Origin of the sequence: Streptomyces sp. NBC_01384, from assembly GCF_045040035.1 — a bacterium.
Taxonomy (GTDB): domain Bacteria; phylum Actinomycetota; class Actinomycetes; order Streptomycetales; family Streptomycetaceae; genus Streptomyces.
The window spans coordinates 4808149-4824479 of sequence record NZ_CP109559.1 but is presented as its reverse complement, the minus strand read 5'-3'; the positions used below and the strand labels follow the sequence as shown (position 1 = coordinate 4824479).

The 16331-nt window shown below is 67.3% G+C and carries 18 protein-coding genes and 1 tRNA gene; 13 read left to right on the top strand and 6 right to left on the bottom strand.

Annotated features, from left to right (window positions below; all coding sequences use genetic code 11):
- The first annotated feature begins 331 nt into the window (after positions 1-331).
- Positions 332-460, top strand: coding sequence for a DLW-39 family protein (locus OG747_RS22125; protein ID WP_003999697.1), 129 nt, complete (start codon positions 332-334; stop codon positions 458-460).
- A 227-nt stretch (positions 461-687) separates the two neighbouring features.
- Positions 688-2196, top strand: coding sequence for a hypothetical protein (locus tag OG747_RS22120; protein ID WP_405885625.1), 1509 nt, complete (start codon positions 688-690; stop codon positions 2194-2196).
- Between the two features lie 48 nt (positions 2197-2244).
- On the opposite strand, the gene OG747_RS22115 is transcribed toward OG747_RS22120, so the two are convergent.
- Together OG747_RS22115 and OG747_RS22110 are read right to left on the bottom strand one after the other, a co-directional pair.
- The gene (locus tag OG747_RS22115; RefSeq protein WP_405881079.1) at positions 2245-3870 is read right to left on the bottom strand and encodes a protein kinase domain-containing protein; all 1626 of its coding nucleotides are present in this window, start codon (positions 3868-3870) and stop codon (positions 2245-2247) included.
- Positions 3871-4001: 131 nt separating this feature from the next.
- Positions 4002-4550 (bottom strand): helix-turn-helix domain-containing protein, encoded by a 549-nt coding sequence (locus OG747_RS22110; protein WP_405881078.1) that lies wholly within the window; start codon positions 4548-4550, stop codon positions 4002-4004.
- Between the two features lie 182 nt (positions 4551-4732).
- Between OG747_RS22110 and OG747_RS22105 the strand changes: the two genes are divergently transcribed.
- Positions 4733-4805: transfer RNA gene (locus tag OG747_RS22105), tRNA-Ala, on the top strand.
- A gap of 465 nt (positions 4806-5270) precedes the next feature.
- Here the strand turns inward: OG747_RS22105 and OG747_RS22100 are convergent.
- The gene (locus OG747_RS22100; RefSeq protein ID WP_405881077.1) at positions 5271-5972 is read right to left on the bottom strand and encodes a DUF5324 family protein; all 702 of its coding nucleotides are present in this window, start codon (positions 5970-5972) and stop codon (positions 5271-5273) included.
- A gap of 313 nt (positions 5973-6285) precedes the next feature.
- On the opposite strand from OG747_RS22100, the gene OG747_RS22095 reads away from it, so the two are divergent.
- Both OG747_RS22095 and OG747_RS22090 read left to right on the top strand, forming a co-directional pair.
- Positions 6286-6819: a peptidylprolyl isomerase gene (locus OG747_RS22095; RefSeq protein WP_405881076.1), complete on the top strand. Its 534-nt coding sequence runs from the start codon at positions 6286-6288 to the stop codon at positions 6817-6819.
- A gap of 114 nt (positions 6820-6933) precedes the next feature.
- Entirely contained in the window at positions 6934-7848 is a 915-nt protein-coding gene (locus OG747_RS22090) for a rhomboid family intramembrane serine protease (RefSeq protein WP_405881075.1), read from the top strand.
- A 302-nt stretch (positions 7849-8150) separates the two neighbouring features.
- Here the strand turns inward: OG747_RS22090 and crgA are convergent, their stop codons facing one another.
- Entirely contained in the window at positions 8151-8405 is a 255-nt protein-coding gene (gene crgA / locus OG747_RS22085) for a cell division protein CrgA (protein ID WP_405881074.1), read from the bottom strand.
- A gap of 143 nt (positions 8406-8548) precedes the next feature.
- Between crgA and OG747_RS22080 the strand changes: the two genes are divergently transcribed.
- The 6 genes from OG747_RS22080 (at position 8549) to OG747_RS22055 (ending at position 13257) form a co-directional block, all read left to right on the top strand.
- Positions 8549-9328 (top strand): DUF881 domain-containing protein, encoded by a 780-nt coding sequence (locus OG747_RS22080; RefSeq protein ID WP_405881073.1) that lies wholly within the window; start codon positions 8549-8551, stop codon positions 9326-9328.
- A gap of 35 nt (positions 9329-9363) precedes the next feature.
- Positions 9364-10089: a class E sortase gene (locus OG747_RS22075; RefSeq protein ID WP_405881072.1), complete on the top strand. Its 726-nt coding sequence runs from the start codon at positions 9364-9366 to the stop codon at positions 10087-10089.
- 37 nt (positions 10090-10126) lie between these two features.
- Positions 10127-10324 carry a hypothetical protein gene (locus OG747_RS22070; protein WP_405881071.1) on the top strand — a complete coding sequence of 66 codons (198 nt, stop codon included), beginning with the start codon at positions 10127-10129 and terminating at the stop codon, positions 10322-10324.
- Positions 10321-10959 carry an aminodeoxychorismate/anthranilate synthase component II gene (locus OG747_RS22065; protein WP_405881070.1) on the top strand — a complete coding sequence of 213 codons (639 nt, stop codon included), beginning with the start codon at positions 10321-10323 and terminating at the stop codon, positions 10957-10959. The genes OG747_RS22070 and OG747_RS22065 overlap by 4 nt, the downstream gene beginning before the upstream one ends.
- On the top strand, positions 10956-12437 hold the full coding sequence (locus tag OG747_RS22060; protein WP_405881069.1) for a class E sortase: 1482 nt from the start codon (positions 10956-10958) through the stop codon (positions 12435-12437). Before OG747_RS22065 ends, OG747_RS22060 begins: the two co-directional genes overlap by 4 nt.
- Positions 12438-12498: 61 nt before the next feature.
- Entirely contained in the window at positions 12499-13257 is a 759-nt protein-coding gene (locus tag OG747_RS22055) for a class E sortase (protein WP_405881068.1), read from the top strand.
- A 91-nt stretch (positions 13258-13348) separates the two neighbouring features.
- Here the strand turns inward: OG747_RS22055 and OG747_RS22050 are convergent, their stop codons facing one another.
- Entirely contained in the window at positions 13349-14614 is a 1266-nt protein-coding gene (locus OG747_RS22050) for a restriction endonuclease (protein WP_405881067.1), read from the bottom strand.
- 147 nt (positions 14615-14761) lie between these two features.
- On the opposite strand from OG747_RS22050, the gene OG747_RS22045 reads away from it, so the two are divergent.
- Positions 14762-15070: an IS3 family transposase gene (locus OG747_RS22045; RefSeq protein WP_405881066.1), complete on the top strand. Its 309-nt coding sequence runs from the start codon at positions 14762-14764 to the stop codon at positions 15068-15070.
- Between the two features lie 3 nt (positions 15071-15073).
- On the top strand, positions 15074-15466 hold the full coding sequence (locus tag OG747_RS22040) for an IS3 family transposase (RefSeq protein ID WP_405881065.1): 393 nt from the start codon (positions 15074-15076) through the stop codon (positions 15464-15466).
- Positions 15467-15618: 152 nt separating this feature from the next.
- On the opposite strand, the gene OG747_RS22035 is transcribed toward OG747_RS22040, so the two are convergent.
- Positions 15619-16074 carry a hypothetical protein gene (locus tag OG747_RS22035; protein WP_405881064.1) on the bottom strand — a complete coding sequence of 152 codons (456 nt, stop codon included), beginning with the start codon at positions 16072-16074 and terminating at the stop codon, positions 15619-15621.
- Positions 16075-16331 lie beyond the last annotated feature (257 nt).

The following is a 16331-nucleotide window of genomic DNA, read 5'->3' as shown; positions in this document are numbered from 1 at the left end:
TCAGGCGATTTGCGTACTTTCCTCATGATGTGTATGTGGGCCGCGAAGTGGTGGACCGACGCCCATGGCGCGTCGATGTTCAGATGAACACCACCCGGATGGGTGCAAGAGGTCTGGAAAGTCCCTGAAAAGTACGAGAGGGCGAGGAAAGTCACTGTGTGCGAAGTGTGATCACCCTGCGACACGACGGTGACCGGAGCCGTCGCGTCCGGCCCTACTGCTCTCCGCCGGACGGGAGTTGGCGGTCGATGCAGGTCACCGATCGATATCGGTCGGTGTGTATAGTCGGGCGCCAGAGGTCCCCTACGTCAAGGAAAGACGAGGTCGCGCGGTGAAGAAGCTTCTCCTGGTCGCACTGGCCGCCATCGGCGGGCTCCTCGTGTACCGCCAGATCCAGGCGGATCGCGCCGAGCAGGATCTGTGGACGGAGGCGACTGACTCCGTGCCCACGGGTTCGTGAGTATCGACACCAGTCTCAGAGCAGACCCCGGCCGTCCTCGCGGTCGGGGTTTTGCGTTCCCGGAGACCGTCCCGGATTCACTGCGGCAAATGAAATGATTGCGATAGTGAATCCGTTGGCCCTCTGGACGGGCGCTTTCGGCCGCTAGTACGGATAGCACGGGTGGCCCCGTGACGGGCGGGGCAGGATGGGCCACGGTCCGGGGCTACGACGAGGGGTGGCGCGTGATGGGGCGGCGCACGGTGGGGTGGCGCGCGGCGTTGTGGCACGGCCGGACGCTGGCGGCCGTGGCAACGCTCCTGTGCGCGGCGGTGGTACTGCCGGGGTTGCCGGTCGCGACCGCCGCGGCATTCACGGCACCGGAGACCAGTACGGCAGCCAAGACCAGTACGGGTACTACGGGTACAACGGGCACCGGTACGAGTACGCCGAAGCCGTACGCCTTCGCCAAGGACGCCACGACCGTCGAAGGCACCACGGACACCACGAACGCCGTACGGCTGGCGCCCGGCCGGACCTACCGGAGCTCCCTCGGCCGGGACGGCAAGCTCTACTACCGCCTCGAACTCGACGCCACGTCCAATGCGTACGTCTCCGCCACCGCCGTCCCCAGGCCGGGCACCACGGTCTCCTACGCGGACGGCGTCAAGGTCTCCGTCCAGGACGGCAACAGCAGCCGCTGCTCCTCCACCGCGACCGCTTACTTCGGCGCCTCCCAGAGCCCGCACCCCATCGCCGCCTGGGCGTCCCGCGAGATCGGCCCCAACAAGTACGCCTGCCAGGCGGCCGGGACGTACTACGTGGTCGTCGAGCGCAGCGCGGCGTCCGCCTCCTCGTCCTCCCCGTCCTCCTCGGCCTCCCCGTCCTCCGCCGCCTCCCCCGATGATTGGGACCTCGAACTGAGCTATGTGTCGGAACCCCGGCTGAAGAAGGCGGGGTCGACGAGTGCTCCCGAGATCTGGAACTCCGCCTCGCCCGACGCCCTCCAGGGAGACGCGCGGCCCCGCACGGGCGGCACGGGGTTCACCACGGCCGGCACCCTCGGACAGGGGGTCTGGAAGGACGGGATCAGCCCTGGGCAGACGCTTTTCTACAAGGTGCCGGTCGGCTGGGGACAGCAGTTCTACGCCACCGCGGAACTCGGCAGTTCGAGTGGCGGCGACGGATTCGTGGGCACGGCCCTGGTCATGTCCCTCTACAACCCCGTACGCGGATTCGTCGACGACGTGAACTTTGGATACGACGGCAGCCAGCGGACGGCCGCGCTGAACCCGCTGCCGCCCGTCGCGTACGACAACCGCTACGCCCCGAGCGACCGGATCGGCGCCATGCGGTTCGCGGGTTCGTACTACCTGGTGGTGCATCTCGCGACGCAGGTCGCCGACAGGTTCGGCGACGGGCCGTTCGGGCTGACGCTGCGTGTACGGGTGGCCGGCGCCGCGCAGGCCGGCCCGGCGTACGCGGGGCGGGCCGAACCCCGGGACGTGTTCGACGCCGCGGCCGCAGACTCCGAGGAGACGTCCGGCGCAACGGTGGGAACCGGCAATACCGGCGATGGCGGGAGCGGCGACGGCACCACCATGAAGCTGGTGGCCGTGGGCGGCATCGGCACCGGGACCGTCCTGGTGCTGGCGCTCGCGGTGTGGACGGCGGTTGCGCGGCGCCGGGCACGGGTGGGTGTGGAGGAAGCGGTGACGGCTACGACGACGGTCTCGAGTCCGCCGCGGGGCTGGTAGGCGGCCGACGCGGTTGACGCGGGTTCAGACCCGGGTTCAGACCCGGGTTCAGATTTGGGTCAGCGCCCAGAAGCCCACCGCGAAACAGGCCAGAGCGAGCAGCAGGACCGGGACGGCCACCTTCGCGGGCGGTCCCGGACGGGGCTGCGCGCGCCGGGTGCGGTGGGTGCGGTGGGCGGGCCGGGCGGGGGAGGGCACCTGCGTGGTCGTGTGGCCGACAGGCGGGGCGTGGGCGGGGGCCGGTGCCGGCAGCGCTACCGAGGTGGGGGGAGTGGGCGGCTGCTCCGGCTGGTGCCACACCCGCTGTGCCTGTACCGGGGGGTGTGCCTGGGGCTGTGGCAGTGGCTGTGCGTGGGGGGTGGTCGCCCGGGGTGGCGGCAGATGGAAGCTGCCCGTGTCCGACATCGTGGACGGCCGTGGTGATACGGCGTCGGGGACGAGGTGCGGTGGTACGCCACCGGGCGCGGGCTCGTGCTGTGCGCCGCCGGGGACGGGCTCCGGTCGTACGCCATCCGGGCCGGGCTTCGCGCGTACGCCCCCGGAGACGGACCCCGGCCATGCCTCCCCGGAGACGGGCCCCTGCGGCAGCGCCCCGGATTCGTGACGCCCTGGCCCGGGCGCATCACCAAATCCAGAGCCGGAGCCCGAAACCGAACCCGCGGCGGAGCCCGAAACCGAACCCGAGCCCGAAACCGAACCCGAGCCCGAAACCGGGCCGGAAACCGAACCCGGGCCGGAGACAGCTTCCGGCCACGAAGGCGTGTGTTCCGTACCGTCCGGTGCTGCCGCGGCTCTGAGCGGACCCTGCGGACCGAAGCCCGGGGGAAGCGGGCCGACTTGGTCGAAGACCTCGACCAGTTCGTCGTCGGGGCCCGGCTCGGGCAGCAGCTCGGCGGCCGAGGCCAGCGCCTTGCGCACCCCCGTCGCGGTGCGGAACCGCGCCTGCGGGTCCGGCTGCAGCAGCGTGGCCACGACCTGCCACAGCGGCTCGGGTATGCCCTGGGGCGCGGGCGGCGTGCCGTTCTCCGCGAAGTACTCGATCAGGGCCTTGGCATCGGGCCTGGCCCCCTCCAGCAGATAGAGGGCGACCAGTCCCACGGCGAACAGATCGGCGGGGAAGTCGGGTTCGGCGCCCATCATCTGCTCGGGCGCGAAGTAACCGGGCGTCCCCACCACGTAGTTGGTCTCCGTCAGCCGGGGCTCGCCCAGCCGCATCGCGATGCCGAAGTCGGACAGCCGCAGCCGTGGCAGGCCCGTGCCGGTCGCCTCGAGCAGGATGTTGGCGGGCTTGATGTCACGGTGCACGACCCCCTCCGCGTGCACCGCGGCAACCCCCGCCAGAAGCTGGTCGAGCAGGGTGCAGACGAACGAGGGAGGCAGCGGGCCATAGTCGTTGACCAGGTGGACCAGTGAGCCCCCGGCCACCAGATCCATGGTGAACAGGACCTTGTCGTCGTCGGCGGCCCAGCTGGCGGGCGCGACCACATGAGGGTGATCGATCCGCAGCGCCTGCTCCCGCACGAAGCGCAGCAGCGCGTGCGCGTCGCTCTGCTGGAGCACCTTGGCGGCCACATACCGGCGCCGCCGCTGGTCCCAGGCGCGCCAGACGGCACCGACTCCCCCACGGCCGATCGGGTCGACCAGTTCGTACCGTCCGGCGAAGACCTCACCCATGGTCGTGCGTCGCTCCCCTTCGGCAGTCGGTCCGGCGCGGCCTCCGCGAGGTGCCAGGCGGCCCGAGGCGCGGCGCCGGCCGGTTTCCTGAGCCCCCGGCGCCGGGCGTGCGGTGTGGCAGGGCCGCCGGCTCAGCTCTGGTGCGACTGGTAGTGCGCGACCGCGTCGGAGGTGCGGCCGGCGCCGTACACCCGGAGGAACTCTGCCAGTTCCGGGTGGGTCGGGGCGAGGGTGTCGGCCGCCTCGATGATGTCTCCCGCGGCTGCCACGGAGCGCAGCAGCGACTGGATCTCGCGGACGACCCGCTTGACCGTGGGCGCACCCGAACTGCTCGTCGACTGCGTGGTGTTGCTGAGCACGGAGCCTCCCTGTGACTTCTTGATCTCGTCCATGCGCTCGGTCGCCTCGGCGGCGCTGACGCTGCCGTCCGCGACCTGCCCCGCCAGGTCCTGCAGCAGCTGCACGCGCTGGACCACCGCGGGGTTGCCGATCTTGGCTCGCTGACCGCTCATCAGCTGCGACAGCATGGGCGCGGACAGGCCCAGCACCCCGGCAAGACGCGCCTGGTTGAGGCCCAGATCGTCGATGAGCCTACGGAAGAGCGCCCCCAGTGGCTCCCCGTACCAGTTCCGCTGCAGCTCCTGGGCTCTCGTGGTTGCTTCCTGCTGTGCGGCGTCCATTGCGTCTCCCCATCGCTTCCCCAAATACCGCGGTTCGCTGTAGCGAACCACGTCGAGCATCTTACGGAGAGTGGTCGTCCACGGGGACCCCCAATCTTTTTGCGAGATCCCGGGGGTGACCCGGTACTCTGGTCTGCGGCGCCCGCCGGTAGCCGAGTCTTCCGGCCGGACGCTCCTCTTCCGGGGCCTTAGCTCAGTTGGTAGAGCGCTGTCTTTGCATGGCAGATGTCAGGGGTTCGACTCCCCTAGGCTCCACACCTCGGACCGGTCAGACGTCCCTCGCGGCGGCTGGCCGGTTCTTGTTTTTCGGTGACCTGGGCCACACGTCAGGCTTCGCAGGCGTTGCAGTTGTTTGCGCAAACGTCTGAGATGGGTGGGGGTGTGGGTGCCGCCGTGCCGGTGGCCGACGGGACGCGGGAGTGGCGCGCGTCGGTACGGGAGCCTTGCGTGAGCTGCCGCAAGCAGAGATGGGTAACCAGGGCAATGCGCACGGTGAAGAGAGTCTGTGCGGATGTTGTGCGCATCGACCGTTGCAAACGTCATCGTGACGGAGGGTGTAAATCGGCGGCCCGCTTCCGCGACGCGCGCGTGGCCCCGTAGCCCCGTTGCTCAGTGCCGCCGGTTCCAGATGGTTCCAGGCGGTTCCACGTGAAACATCGCCGTGGGGCGGGAGACACTCAAGCCTCCCGCCCCACGGCGATGTTGATACTGCTTCCGGGCTCAGCGGCGGTCGTCGCGATCCGTCGCTTCCTCCTCGGCCTGCTTGGCCTGGACCTCGGGGTCCAGGTCGGACTGGCCGCTGCCGTCGACCGACGTCAGCCGGCCCGGCTCGGGCACCTCCGTCGCGGCGGGAGGTTCGACCAGCCAGTCGGGGTTGGCCTGCTTGTCCCACCACTTCCAGGCGGCGAAGGCACCGCCCGCCAGGATGCCCAGAACGGCCAGCCGCTTGGCGAGACGGCCGGCCTTCGCCCGCCGCTGCTGCCTGCGGGCCAGCTTCTGGATCTCCTTGGGCGAGACCTGTCCACGCAGCGCGGCCAGCGCCGCCACACCACGCGATGCGGCTTCCTCCCGTACGGGCTGGGACGCCGCCACGGCCTGTTCGATCTTCGGCTTGGTGTAGTCGGCGGCCTGAAGAGCCGCCTGGCGGGTACGGACGGCGGCCGTGTGGGCGGCCTGGTCGACCTTCGGCGGCACATGCGTACGGGCCTGCTCCAGGCGCGGCGCGAGATGGGCGTCGTACTGGACGCGGGCCTGTTCGGCGGCCAGCGACACCTTGGGCGCGAGCCGTACGCGTGCCTCGTTCGCGTAGTACGAGGCCCGGTCCTTGGCCGTGTCGGCGTAAGGCGCCACCACTTCCGCGGCGTGCAGCACGCTGTCCTTCGCCGAGCCGGTCGCGGCGCGCACGCTGTCAATGCGGGTCACGGGTTTTCCTCCTCCTCGGTGGCGTACTTCGGCGTTCGGGTACCCCAAATAAGGCACAGTTCACCTTTCCGCCCTCTTTGAGATCATGCCCCCCGAGAGACCGCGAGGCATGCGAGATAGGGCATACGGGGCAACAGGAGCTTGTCGCCGACAATGCCACGGATCGTCGCTTCGCGCCCTGCTCACGGGAGGACTCGACCGGATTTCTGCAAGCACGACGCCGGGATATTCGCTCAGAGGTGGTGGCCGGGCGACGGGCGGCCCGGTCCGTGCGAGGATCGGGGAGTCAAAAGAAGGCAACGGAAGGCAGATCGTGGCTGAGCAGCTTTACGCCACCCTGAAGACCAACCAAGGCGACATCGAAGTCCGGCTCCTGCCGAACCACGCGCCCAAGACGGTCCGGAACTTCGTCGAGCTCGCCAAGGGCGAGCGTGAGTGGACCAACCCGGCCACCGGGGCGAAGTCCACCGACAACCTCTACGACGGCACGGTCTTCCACCGGGTGATCAGCGGATTCATGATCCAGGGCGGTGACCCGCTGGGCAACGGCACCGGTGGCCCTGGCTACCAGTTCGAGGACGAGTTCCACCCGGAGCTCGCCTTCGACAAGCCGTACCTGCTGGCCATGGCCAACGCCGGCCCGGGCACCAACGGCTCGCAGTTCTTCATCACCGTCTCCCCGACGGCCTGGCTGACCCGCAAGCACACCATCTTCGGCGAGGTCACCGACGCGGCCAGCCAGAAGGTCGTGGACGCCATCGCGGGCACCCGGACCAACCCGCGCACCGACCGACCGGTCAACGACGTCGTCATCGAGTCGGTCGTCGTCGAGACCCGCGAGGGCTGAGCCCGCAGGGCTCGCACCGCTGAGTCCTGAGGCTCCCGCAGGGAACCAAACGCCCCGCTCATCCGTAAGGATGGGCGGGGCGGTGCATTGCGTACGACCGATCGAGGGGATCCCATGGACCAGGCGCCAGGCAGCCCGCAGGGCCCGCAGGACCAGGGTCATCAGGACGCTCAGGCCCTGCCCACCTGCTACCGGCATCCGGATCGCGAGACCGGCGTGCGCTGCACCCGCTGCGAGCGCCCCATCTGCCCCGAGTGCATGATCAGCGCCTCCGTGGGCTTCCAGTGCCCCGAATGCGTCCGCGGCGGCTCCGGTACGGGACACGCGCCGACGGCCTCCCAGCCCCGCACCCTCGCGGGCGGCACCGTCACCGCGGACCCCCGGCTCGTCACCAAGATCCTGATCGGGATCAACCTCGCGGTGTTCCTGGTCCAGCTGTCGGTGGGCGACCGCTTCACCGACCGCTTCGACCTCATCGGCCGCGCGTACGTGCCGCTCCTCGGCTCGGTCCAGGGCATCGCGGACGGCCAGTGGTACCGGATGCTGACGGCGATGTTCCTGCACGGCAGCTATATCCACATCATGTTCAACATGCTGAGCCTGTGGTGGATCGGCGGCCCCCTGGAAGCGGCCCTCGGCCGCGCCCGCTATCTCACCCTGTACTTCGTCTCGGGCCTCGCCGGCAGCGCGCTCAGCTACTTCCTCGCCGCCCCGAACCAGCCCTCGCTCGGCGCCTCCGGCGCGATCTTCGGCCTCTTCGGCGCGACCGCCATCCTGATGCGCCGGCTCAACTACGACATGCGCCCCGTCATCGCCCTGCTGGTGATCAACCTGATCTTCACCTTCAACCCTGGATTCAACATCGCCTGGCAGGCCCATATCGGCGGCCTCGTCGGCGGTGTCGTCGTCGGCTACGCGATGGTTCACGCCCCGCGTGAGCGGCGGGCCCTGATCCAGTACGGGGTGTCTGCCGTGGTCCTGGCCGCGGTCGTCGTCGCGACGCTGGTCAGGACGGCTCAGCTCACCTGAGGTACCCCTCGGCTCACCTGTGGAGTGGCTCGGCTCACCCGACGAACAGGTGTTGTCCACAGATCGTGGCGGATCTTGTGCACGCTGTGTGGGAACAGCTGTGCCCCCTGTCGCTGACCCGAGTTTTCCCAGGTCGGACAGGGGGCGAACAGACTTGTGGATCTCGGTGGGCCAGTCATATCGGCGTCAACCCTTGGCTGAGTTATCCACAGATCGTCGTTCTTTTTCCACCTGTGTGGACAATCCTGTGGATAACTCGGGTGACTCAGTGGACAGCCCTGGGGAGAGCTACCTCCGAGGCGCTACTTCCACTGCGTGGAGACGCCGAATCCCGCCGCGATGAAGCCGAAGCCGACCACGATGTTCCAGTTGCCGAGCGCGTCGATCGGCAGTGAGCCGTCCGTCACGTAGAAGACGACGATCCAGGCGAGGCCGATGAGGAACATGGCCAGCATGACCGGTGCGACCCAGCCGCGGCTGGTCAACTTGATGGCGGTCGCCTGCTTCGCCGCGGGCGGCGTGTAGTCGGCCTTCTTGCGGATACGTGACTTCGGCACGAGGGTCTCTCCTGTCGATGCGCTGCGTGGCCGCGCAGGGAACTGGGGGCGGGCTCCGGGGCAGCGTACAAGGGGACACTGAATGCTCCCCCGGGCGTCCGTTAGCGTAGTGCTTCCGCGGCGCCGAAGGAGATAAGGGTACGTTGAGCAATTCTGCCGACTCCCCCGGGACGGGTTCCAGTCCTGCCGATACGCGCCGTTTCCGGCCCGTACGCGTCCTCACCGTGGCCGTCTTCGCGCTCGCCGGGCTGATTTTCTTCACCAGCTTCAACACGGCCAAGGGCACCAATATCCGCACAGACGCGTCCTTGCTGAAGCTCTCGGACCTCATTCAGGAGCGCAGCCACAAAAACGCTTCGCTGGACGAGTCCAACGGTGCCCTGCGCGACCAGGTCGACGCCCTCGCCGGGCGGGAGAACGGCGGTAGCGAGGCCGAGACCGCCAAGGTGGCCGCGCTGGAGAAGAACGCCGGCACCCAGAAGCTCAAGGGCAAGGCCGTCACGGTCACCCTCAACGACGCCCCGCCGAACGCCACGGCCAAGCTGCCCGGCTACCCCGAGCCGCAGCCCGACTACCTGGTCATCCACCAGCAGGACCTGCAGGCCGTGGTGAACGCCCTGTGGCTGGGCGGCGCCGAGGGCATCAAGGTGATGGACCAGCGGCTGATCGCCACGAGCGCCGTGCGCTGCGTCGGCAACACCCTGATCCTCCAGGGCCGGGTCTACTCACCGCCGTACAAGATCACCGCGATCGGTGACCCCCAGAAGCTCCAGAAGGCCCTTGCCGACTCTCCGGCGATCCAGAACTACATGGTGTACGTCAACGTCTACGGGCTCGGCTGGAAAGTCGAGGAGAACGGGACGGTGACTCTTCCCGGCTACTCGGGCACAGTGGATCTCCACTACGCAAAACCTGTGGAGTAGTGGCTGGAGCAGCTGCCGCTGGGGGTCCTGTGTCGGTGCGAGTGCTCGTCCGGACGTTGAGCGAACTGTGCGTCACCATCGGCACGCTGATCGTGCTCTTCGTGGTCTACGTCCTGTTCTGGACGGGGGTGAAGGCCGACAGCGAGATGAACCACCAGATCGACCAGCTCCAGAAGCAGTGGTCGAAGGGGTCGGTCGCACAGCGGTCGAAGGCGCCCACGGCCGCCCCGGCCGCCGGGAGTCCGAAGACGCCGACGGCCACCGAGAGCCCGAAGGCGCCCGGCCCCTACGCGTACGGCAAGCCCTTCGCGGTGATGTACATCCCGCGTCTTGGTTTCACGTGGAACAAGCCCGTGCTCGAAGGCACCGGCACGGACGTCCTGAAGAAGGGGCTCGGGCACTACCGGGGGACGGCTCAGCTCGGGCAGGTGGGGAACTTCGCCGTCGCGGGTCACCGTCGTACGTACGGCGACCCGTTCAAGGACTTTCCCGAGCTGCGTCGCGGCGATGCGGTGGTGCTGACCGACGGGACGACCTGGTTCACGTATCGGATCGACAAAGGCCCCTACAAAACACTGCCCACGGACATTGAGGTGATCGATCCTGTGCCACGTACGTCCGGGTACACGACTCCGGGCCGCTATCTCACGCTGACCACGTGCGAGCCGGAGTGGGGGCACAGTCATCGGCTGATCGTCTGGGCACACCTTGACTCCACACAGCCTGTGGAGGCTGGGAAACCGGGGGCGCTACGCCGTTAGTCTGGTCTCGTACGGCGTGGGTCGGGTGGTGTAGGGCGTGGCTCTGGTGCCGTGGTGCGACGGAAGGGACGGCATGTACGGCTTCATCTGGCGGCATTTGCCGGGGAACGCATGGGTCAAGGCGCTGATCTCACTCGTGCTCATCCTCGCGGTGGTCTACGTGCTCTTCCAGTACGTCTTCCCGTGGGCCGAACCGCTGCTCCCCTTCAACGATGTGACGGTGAACAACCAGTGAGCTCGCGGATTCTCGTCGTGGACAACTACGACAGCTTCGTCTTCAACCTGGTCCAGTACCTGTACCAGCTGGGCGCCGAGTGCGAGGTGCTGCGCAACGACGAGGTGTCGACCGCGCACGCCCAGGACGGCTTTGACGGCGTGCTGCTGTCGCCCGGCCCCGGCGCTCCCGAGCAGGCCGGCGTCTGTATCGACATGGTCCGGCACTGCGCGGACACCGGGGTGCCCGTCTTCGGCGTCTGCCTCGGCATGCAGTCGATGCAGGTGGCGTACGGCGGTGTCGTGGACCGCGCGCCCGAGCTGCTGCACGGCAAGACCTCGCTCGTCGAGCACGAGGGCAAGGGCGTCTTCGCGGGGCTTCCGTCGCCCTTCACGGCGACGCGCTACCACTCGCTGGCGGCCGAGCCGGAGACCGTGCCGGCCGAGCTGGAGGTCACCGCCCGTACCCAGGACGGGATCATCATGGGGCTGAGGCACCGTGAACTCCCGGTCGAGGGCGTGCAGTTCCACCCCGAGTCGGTGCTGACCGAGCACGGCCACCGGATGCTCGCCAACTGGCTGGTGGAGTGTGGCGACCAGGGAGCCGTGGCGAGGTCGGCGGGGCTCGCCCCGGTGGTGGGCAGGGCCACGGCGTGACCGCGCTGCGCCCCGAGCGCGAGACCGGCGCCGCCTACGGCGGTGCCGGCGAGGACGGGTCCTCGTACGGGCAGCAGCCGTACGGGGTGCCCGGCGCGTTCGAGGCCGCGGTGGAGCAGCTCGCGGATCCGCTGACCGACCCGCTGACCGATCCGCTGACCGATCCGCTTCCGGGCAGTCGGACCGGCCCCGTTCGGCAGGGTGGCCGGCACGGCCGTCGGCATGCCGCCCCGTCGTCCGCCGATGTACCGCCCGTTGCCGTGCCCGAGCCCGAGGCCCGGCACGAGCAGGAGAGGTCCGGCGGGCACCACCAGTACGCCGAGGACGGCCCCGAGGGGTACGCGCGGGGCTGGCCGGGAGTGCCGCAGGGCACACAGGGCACACAGGGTGCCTACGAGGGCGTACGGCAGCCGTATGCGGAGCCGACGGCCCCGCTGCCCCCCGGGCCCGCGTACGACGAACCCCTGACCCGGCCCTTGCCCATGTACGACGAGCCCGTGGTCGCCCCGGTGGTCGCTGCCCCGCCGCCGGACGACGAGACCGTGGCGCTGCGGGCCTCGGACGTCTCCGCGGCGCGGCGCAGGGCCGCGGAGGTGGCGGCCGGAGCCGCGAGCGAGGGGATACCTGCGCCCGGGGGCCGTGCGGCTCGGCGCAAGGCGGCCCGGCGCAACGGCCACGGGCGCCATGGAGGGCCTCAGGGGCCCCAAGAGCCCCTGGGGCCCCAGGAGTCGGTGGAGTCGGCGGAGAAGCCCGCTGAGGCGCCGCTGAGCCGCATGGAGGCCCGTAGGGCGGTGCGGGCGCGGAAGCCCGGCGCTGCCGTCATCGTGAGCCGGGTGGTCGGCGAGGTGTTCATCACCACCGGCGTCCTGATGCTGCTGTTCGTGACCTACCAGCTGTGGTGGTCGAACGTGCGGGCGCACCAGGAGGCGGGCAGCGCCGCGCATCACCTCCAGCAGGACTGGGCGAGCGGCAAGCGGAGCCCGGGGACGTTCGAGCCGGGACAGGGCTTCGCCATCCTGCACATCCCGAAGCTGGACGTGGTCGCGCCGATCGCGGAGGGCACCAGCAAGACGAACGTGCTCGACCACGGCATGGTGGGCCACTACGGAGAGGGAGCCTTGAAGACGGCGATGCCCGACGCCAAGACGGGCAACTTCGGTCTCGCGGGGCACCGCAACACGCACGGAGAGCCGTTCCGGTACATCAACCGGCTCAAGCCCGGCGACTCCATCGTGGTGGAGACCCAGGACGACTACTTCGTCTACAAGATGACGTCGATCCTGCCGGCGACGTCACCGTCGAACACGAAGGTGCTGGACCCGATCCCCCAGGGCTCCGGTTTCACGGCGCCGGGCCGTTACATCACACTGACCACCTGCACGCCGGAATTCACCAGCAAGTACCGCATGATCGTGTGGGGCAAGATGGTCGAGGAACGCCCGCGCAGCAAGGGCAAGCCGGACGTGCTCGTCGGGTAGGAGCCCCGTCGGGCACGGCACGTGAGACAACCTGAGACAGACCAGACGGGGCAGATGCACAGTGGCAGCGAGGACCGACCACGACGAGCGCGCCGAATCCCAGCCCGAGGCCGATGCCGAAGTGCCCGCGCCGAAGCGCCGTCGTTCCGGCCGGATCGCGATGGCGGTCAGCCTCTTCGGTGAACTCCTCATCACCGTGGGCCTGGTGCTCGGCCTGTTCGTCGTCTACTCGCTGTGGTGGACGAACGTCGTCGCGGACCGCGAGGCGAACAAGCAGGGCGACAAAGTCCGCGACAACTGGGCGCAGGACAAGGGCGGCCCCGGAGCCCTGGACACCAAGGACGGCATCGGCTTCCTGCACGTTCCGTCGATGAAGAACGGCGAGGTCCTGGTCGAGAAGGGCACGTCGACGGACGTGCTGAACGACGGTGTGGCCGGCTACTACACGGACCCCGTCAAGGCGGCCCTGCCGACGACCGGCAAGAACGGCAACTTCACGCTCGCCGCGCACCGCGACGGCCACGGCGCCAAGTTCCACAACATCGACAAGATCGAGAAGGGCGATCCGATCGTCTTCGAGACCAAGGACAACTGGTACGTCTACAAGGTCTTCTCGGTCCTCCCGGAGACCTCGAAGTACAACGTCAAGGTCCTCCAGCCGGTCCCCAAGCAGTCCGGTAAGACGAAGCCGGGCCACTACATCACGCTGACGACCTGCACGCCGGTGTACACGTCGGAGTACCGGTACATCGTGTGGGGGGAGTTGGAACGGGTGGAGAAGGTGGACAGCGACCGGACTCCGCCGAAGGAGCTGAGTTAGCGTGACGAGTTGTCACGCTTAAGATGAGCTGGGCCCGAAGTCGCAACTATTCCTTGCGACTTCGGGCCCTTTCACTGGTGTCTGGTGACGCCTACTGAAGGTCAGACAGCGGAACTCCCGCACTCCACTTCTCCAGGCGGGCACGGTCCACGAGCGTGACGCCGTGGGTCTCCGCGATGGCACGCGCGTCGGGCGTGAATGACGTCGTGGCGACGAAGAGCGCTACGTCGGCCGTGTGCTGGACGTGTGAGGCGCCGAGGAACTTCTGCAGCTCGCCGCTCCACACGGGACGGTATGGCGCGAAGCTCTTACACTGCGCGACGACCGAGCGGCCGTCGGCGGTGCGCGCGGTGACATCCACTCCCCGGTCACCCGGGCCGCCGTGCACGATGACGTCCGCGCAGCCGTCGCGACGCAGCAGGACGGCGATGTGGTGCTCGAACTCCCGCCAGTTCATGGCATCGATGGAGGCCATGATTCCGGTGTAAGGGCGCGGACCACGAGTGCGTTCGAGATCGGTGATGCGGGTGTCGTGGTCGCACAGCCGCTGCTCGATCCGTTGGACATCCTCACGGAGAGAGATGAGTTCCTGACGGTGTTCGCCTGAAGCTTCGATCAGGGCGTTGAACATGGGGACGACGGTCTTGCCGAGGATGTGGGTGATGCGCTGGTCGATGCGGTCGTCGAGGGCGTGGGGCGTGCCGGAGTCCGTGGTGTCGACCGGGTGAGTGCGCGCCAGGTATTCCATGTCGAGGAGGTAGGTGCGGACCTGGCGGGCGACGTCGCTGTCGCGGAGGAGCATTGCGACGTTGAGGACGGCTCGACGCGACCAGAGGGCCAGGCTGGAGCGGGGCTGTGGATAACCACTGCGATAGGAACTCAAGTTGAGTTCCTTAAATTCTTGCAGCTCAGGACCGCGAAGTACCCGCAGACCGTTGGACTCGAGCTCCTGCCTGTGGCGGCTTAGAAGGTTGTTGATCACTGTTTCGGCGACTTCGAAGTACACCGCCACCATCGCCGTCGCCACATGCATACCGTCCGGCAGCAGTGACAGCGCCTTGACTCTGTCGAGCGCTTCCGTCCGCTCCAGCATGCTGCCCCGCAGCGCCTTTGATTCCAGCAGGACTGCTTCGTTGATCACGTTCTGCCCCTTCTGCTTGTGTCGTGGCCGTGTAGGCCGGGGCAGAGCTTCGATTCCCCACCCCATCCCTCTCAACGAGTCGGGAAGTATGAAGATGCGGTCGAATTTCGTACAGAAGGTCGGAACAGTCTGGATTGGGAACGGAACGCGTCGGTTGCTGGAACAGAGGGCCAGACTGGAGCGGGGCTGTGGATGACTCGCCGGATAGAGAGACAACGTGTCCCCCTTAGAGGTCGCGCAGATAGGTGAGGGGCCACGAAGTTTTCGGACAGGGACCCAATAGGGTTGTCCTGAATAGGAAACGAGGAAGAAGCGGCGCCACCCAGTAAGTACTCCCCGGAGTTCCGCGAGAAAGCCTTCGACATGTCCGACGGTACCTTTGGAAACCGGCGCATCCAGGCCCAGCTGGACCGCTGGGGCGTCACCGTCGGCCTGGAACTGGTTCGCCGGCTCATGCGCAAGCTGGGTCTTGAGCCCTGCCGGCCGCGGCCGAAGAGGTTCAGACTTACCCAGGCCGCGGTCGGCCAGGTGCCGGACCTCGGCGGCCGCAACTTCACCGCTGAGGCACCCGGCGAAAAGCTCGTCGGCGACATTACCTACATCGCGACCGGGGAAGGCCGGCTGTACCTCGCAACGGTCATCGACTGCTGCACGAAGGAAGCCATCGGTTAAGCGATGGACGACCACTACCAAACCCCACTGATATCCAGGGCGATCCGCAACGCGGCACGGAACAGCAACCTCTCAGCCGGCGCGATATTTCACTCCGGCCGCGGAAGCAACTACATGCCAGTCGAGTTCGGGAAGACGCTCGACCGGTTCGGGCTCCGCAGATTTTCCGGCCGCACCGGGATCTGTTTCGACAACGCCATGGCCGAATCATTCTTCGGCGCCCTGAAGAACGAGCGCGTATCAAGGGTGACTTACCTGACCCGCGAGGCCGCCCGGCAGGACATCACTCGCTACATCGAATTCTGTTACAATCGCAAACGCCTCTACCCGGCGGTGGGTTACCGCCCTCCGTGCGAAGTCAACGCCGAGTACGAGAAGTTGCGAATCCCCGCGTGAAATAGACGGTCAGACGCCTGTCCGGAAAACGCAATACCCCTCAGGAAAGGTCCGCCAGCGGACTGACGGACCCTCATGCAAGATCGAGCGGTTATAGTCACCGTAAAGGCGATGGCCTGCCAGTCCAACTGGCAGGCCGCCGCAGAGAACACCTAACCGCAATGTCCTACAGCCTGAACGTCTCCCAGATGACCCTGCCAGCTGATCTCCCCCACCACACTGATGCAATGGCCGGCAGCGGAAACGGTGACAGGTCCAGCGTAGTAAAGGAAGTCACCCCCGTTGTCGTCCCAGACCTCAGGGGAGTAGATAGTGCAGTAACCGCCGCTGGGCGCCGTTTGCTGGCACTTCTCGACTCGGACATACATATACTTCGAGCTACCGTAACCGTGGCTGCTGTTCGATACCGTTACAGCACAGTTCTTACCTGTAGAAGAGTCGTAGTAAAGATAGACGTTACCGAACGTCTCACCGCTGTACGTGACCGGGTAAGTGTCGATCTGATTTCCGCTACACCCGTAGCCTCCGGCGAATGCAGAAGGAGCGAGTACTAGACCGCCGCCCAACATGATAAACGCGGCAACGATGATTCCGAATATCCTCTTCACGGACAATATCCCAACTTTCTCAATGTGTGCGCCCACCATTTGACGGGGTGCCGCGTCAGCTTATCCGGCCACCCTTAATGCTGTAAAGATCTTGCCCTCACTTGCATCCTCGGTTTGAATTACGGTTAAGCATTGCAAATTAATGCAAATCGTGATCATGGCATGCAGATTCCATTGTTGCGGAATTTTACATCTTGATATTATTTTCCGGGAAATTCTCTTCTTGCCAGGAACCCTGCGTTTACCTCGAATGTCCG

What these genes read in the sequence shown, in the direction of transcription:
- OG747_RS22045 (WP_405881066.1), top strand. Translation starts at nt 14,762, where the DNA reads ATGTCCGACGGTACCTTTGGAAACCGGCGCATCCAGGCCCAGCTGGAC.
- OG747_RS22120 (WP_405885625.1), top strand. Translation starts at nt 688, where the DNA reads ATGGGGCGGCGCACGGTGGGGTGGCGCGCGGCGTTGTGGCACGGCCGG.
- OG747_RS22040 (WP_405881065.1), top strand. Translation starts at nt 15,074, where the DNA reads ATGGACGACCACTACCAAACCCCACTGATATCCAGGGCGATCCGCAAC.
- OG747_RS22115 (WP_405881079.1), bottom strand. Translation starts at nt 3,870, where the DNA reads ATGGGTGAGGTCTTCGCCGGACGGTACGAACTGGTCGACCCGATCGGC.
- OG747_RS22090 (WP_405881075.1), top strand. Translation starts at nt 6,934, where the DNA reads ATGGACCAGGCGCCAGGCAGCCCGCAGGGCCCGCAGGACCAGGGTCAT.
- OG747_RS22110 (WP_405881078.1), bottom strand. Translation starts at nt 4,550, where the DNA reads ATGGACGCCGCACAGCAGGAAGCAACCACGAGAGCCCAGGAGCTGCAG.